The following is a 3,847-nucleotide window of genomic DNA, read 5'->3' as shown; positions in this document are numbered from 1 at the left end:
TAAATTTTTTTCGCACCGTACTTAACGATCGAGCAGTTGCAAAGCTTTAGCAAAATATGCTCAGACTGAGTTAAACTCAGTAAAAGCAGTGGTATTTTATAACTCAGATAGCAAGTACAGCAAATCGCTAAGTCAAGAATTTATCTCTGAGATAGGGTTAACTACTGAAAGCAAATAATTGGACAAAATTAAACAAATATTAATAAATATTGAAAATATGCTGATTAGATTATTTGCTATCATACATTAAAGTCATGCTAAATAATTATCAAAAACTTTTTTTATGGCTTACTAGCTCAAATGAAATCAATTAAGACCAAGTTAAAAGTTAACAATTACCAAAAAACAATACTTGCCAAACACGCAGGTGTGGCTCGCCATGCTTATAACTGGGGATTAACTACTTCTATCAAGGAATATCAATTAACGAAAAAACGACCTAGTGCAATTACCTTGCATAAACGTCTGGTTGATGAAGTTAAAAGTGAAAATCCCTGGTATTATGAAGTATCAAAGTGTGCCCCCCAGCAAGCCTTAAGAGATTTAGATAGAGCATTTAAAAACTTTTTAACTGTTCCTAAACATGGATTTCCGAACTTTAAGAAAAAAGGGAAAAAAGATAGTTTCTACTTAGAAGGAAGTATTAAAATTTTGAAAGGAAACTACATACAGCTACCAAGAATAGGAGTAGTAAAAACGTATGAAATCTTACCTTCAGTGCCAGTCAAAAATGTGAGAATATCCAAACGCGCAGGTGAATGGTACATTAGTTTTAAATATGATGATGATGCTCAAGCCAACCCTAGTAGAAAAAAACGAGAGCTTATTGGTGTAGATGTAGGCATAAATACTCTAGCAACTTGTAGTGATGGAACTAAATTTGCTAACGTTAAAGCCTATAAGCAAGCAAAAAAACGACTAACTCGTTATCAACGTCGTGTCAACAAAAAAGAGCCTGGGTCCTTTAACAGAGCCAAAGCCATAAAAAAACTAGCCAAGACTCATAAAAAAGTAGCTGATATCAGAGCAGATGCACTCCATAAACTCACAACATGGTTAGCCAAAAACCACAGCACCATAGTGATAGAAGATTTGAACGTAAGTGGAATGCTCAAAAATCATAAANGCGGTCAGTGGTCTTCAGTGAAACAGGAAGCTAGCTCCAAAGCTCATGCAATCACTCATGGGTAAGTTTGGGTAAGTTTAGTAGAACGGGAACTCGCCAACTCCTTTAACGAGATGGCAAAGCAGCTCAAAACATCCTTTGAAACCCTAGAAACACAATTTGAAACCCTAGAAGCACAAAACGAACAACTTACAGAACTCGACTCTCTCAAAGACGAATTTCTTGCCAACACCTCCCACGAACTCCGCACCCCACTAAATGGTATTATCGGTATCGGAGAATTTCTCCTTGATGGAAGCACTGGAGAGTTAAACCCCGTAACTACATCCAACTTAACCATGATAGTTTCCAGCGCTCGTCGTCTTTCCAACCTCGTTAACGACATTCTCGACTTTTCTAAAATTACACACCACAACTTAGAATTACAAATCAGAGCTATTGACGTTAGGGGAGTCGTCGAAGCAGTAGTCACCCTAAATCAAGTATTAGTTAGCAAAAACACAAATCTCCAATTAATAAATGCTATACCTAAAGACTTACCTCCCGTCTCTGCTGATGAAAACCGTCTCCAACAAATACTCTATAATTTAATTGGCAATGCTATCAAATTTACTGACTCCGGGAAAGTCGAAATCTCTGCCTCCCTAAACTCCTCTAAACAAGATCCAGATGAAGCTACCGAAATTATCATCATGGTATCTGATACTGGTATTGGTATACCCTCCGACAAACTAGATCGGATATTTGAATCTTTTGAACAAGGAGAAGGTTCAACTGCTAGAAAATACGGCGGTACAGGTTTAGGGTTAGCTGTCACCAAACAATTAGTCGAACTCCATGGTGGTCAAATTTGGGTAAAATCAGAAGTTGGTGTCGGTTCCCGGTTTAGCTTTTCCCTACCTATTTCTCAGGAACCTGTACCTGATACCCCCAGTTTTCCTACTCCTACGGTTAACAGTATTCGCTATCTTGTTGATAATGTAGAAACACCAGTCGAAACTGAACCCTTAGAAAATAAGAACCCTAATGGTAATTTCCACATTTTAGTTGTTGNTTTCTCAGGAACCTGTACCTGATACCCCCAGTTTTCCTACTCCTACGGTTAACAGTATTCGCTATCTTGTTGATAATGTAGAAACACCAGTCGAAACTGAACCCTTAGAAAATAAGAACCCTAATGGTAATTTCCACATTTTAGTTGTTGATGATGAACCTGTAAATATTCAAGTTTTGAATAACCATCTTCAGGCAAATAATTATCAAGTTACCCAAGCATTAAATGGAGAAGAAGCTTTAGCAGCTTTGAATAATAATAATTTTGATCTGATTTTACTGGATGTAATGATGCCAAATATGTCTGGTTATGAAGTTTGCGCTAAACTCAGAGAAAAATATCCAGCCCAAAGTTTACCAGTGTTAATGTTAACAGCTAAAAATCAAATTGCCGATTTAGTGACGGGTTTCCAATTTGGTGCCAATGATTATTTAACTAAACCTTTTGCTAAAGATGAATTATTAACTAGAATTAAAACTCATATTCAATTATCAAAAATTACTAATTCCTACGAGCGTTTTGTACCCCACGAATATGTGAAGTTACTGTCAAAAGAAAATATTCTAGATGTTAAACTAGGAGACAGAGTTAGTAAAGAAATGGCAATTGTCTTTTCTGATATTCGCTCTTTTACAACTTTATCTGAAAAGATGAGTTCTCAAGAAACTTTTGCTTTTGTGAATGGTTATTTACAACAAGTTTGTCCAGAAATCCGCGATCGCAACGGTTTAATTATTAAGTTTATGGGAGATGGGATTATGGCAGTATTTCCGGATGGTGTTGATGATGCGGTACAAGCTGCCATNCTGTCAAAAGAAAATATTCTAGATGTTAAACTAGGAGACAGAGTTAGTAAAGAAATGGCAATTGTCTTTTCTGATATTCGCTCTTTTACAACTTTATCTGAAAAGATGAGTTCTCAAGAAACTTTTGCTTTTGTGAATGGTTATTTACAACAAGTTTGTCCAGAAATCCGCGATCGCAACGGTTTAATTATTAAGTTTATGGGAGATGGGATTATGGCAGTATTTCCGGATGGTGTTGATGATGCGGTACAAGCTGCCATTGGTAAACTGAATAAATTGCAGGAATATAATCATCAATTAATAGCACAAGGTTCATTTCCCATAAAAGTAGGAATTGGTATTCATTTAGGTAATATGATGGTTGGGATTGTTGGAGAGGCAAATCGAATGTCTGGAGATGCTATTTCTGATAATGTCAATTTGACAGCTCGTTTAGAAAGTTTAACTAAATATTATGGTGTTTCACTATTAATTTCCGAGTCAGCTTTTCAGGGTTTAAAGAATCCAGAAAAGTATCAAATTCGTTTTTTAGATCTGGTATCAGTTGTAGGTAGAAATGAGCCGATTAATGTCTATGAAGTTCTTGAAGGCGAAGTTGATTATGTACGAAAATTAAAGTTACAAACTCAAGTAGATTTTGAACTGGCTTTGAAGTATTATCGTGAGGGAGATTTGGTTTTGGCTAAAGATTATTTCCAGAAAGTTTTAGCAGTGAATTCTGTAGATAAAACATCTCTACTTTATTTGGAAAGAATCTACCAATTAACAGTAACTGGTCTGCCGAAAAATTGGGATGGAGTTTGGAAATTTACTCAAAAATAATACTAATTTTCCTCTTGCCTCGCCACATTTTGTGGTAGC

Annotated in this window: 1 protein-coding gene and 3 pseudogenes; all 4 read left to right on the top strand. The window is 36.1% G+C overall.

Features of this window, described 5'->3' with window-relative positions; all coding sequences use genetic code 11:
• Positions 1 to 300 precede the first annotated feature (300 nt).
• Positions 301 to 1,125, top strand: a pseudogene (locus AFK68_RS06715) (RNA-guided endonuclease InsQ/TnpB family protein); the annotation flags it as partial.
• A gap of 114 nt (positions 1,126 to 1,239) precedes the next feature.
• Positions 1,240 to 2,179 (top strand): annotated as a pseudogene (locus AFK68_RS06710) (sensor histidine kinase); the annotation flags it as partial.
• Positions 2,180 to 2,356: 177 nt separating this feature from the next.
• Positions 2,357 to 2,985, top strand: a pseudogene (locus AFK68_RS34640) (response regulator); the annotation flags it as partial.
• Between the two features lies 1 nt (position 2,986).
• Positions 2,987 to 3,808 (top strand): adenylate/guanylate cyclase domain-containing protein (locus tag AFK68_RS06705; protein WP_143437638.1); only part of this gene is annotated, 822 nt, incomplete at its 5' end.
• Positions 3,809 to 3,847: the final 39 nt, after the last annotated feature.

The organism is Hydrocoleum sp. CS-953, from assembly GCF_002260545.1.
Taxonomy (GTDB): Bacteria; Cyanobacteriota; Cyanobacteriia; order Cyanobacteriales; family Microcoleaceae; genus Trichodesmium.
The sequence above is the reverse complement of the archived record's forward strand: the minus strand, read 5'-3'. Positions and strand labels throughout refer to the sequence as shown.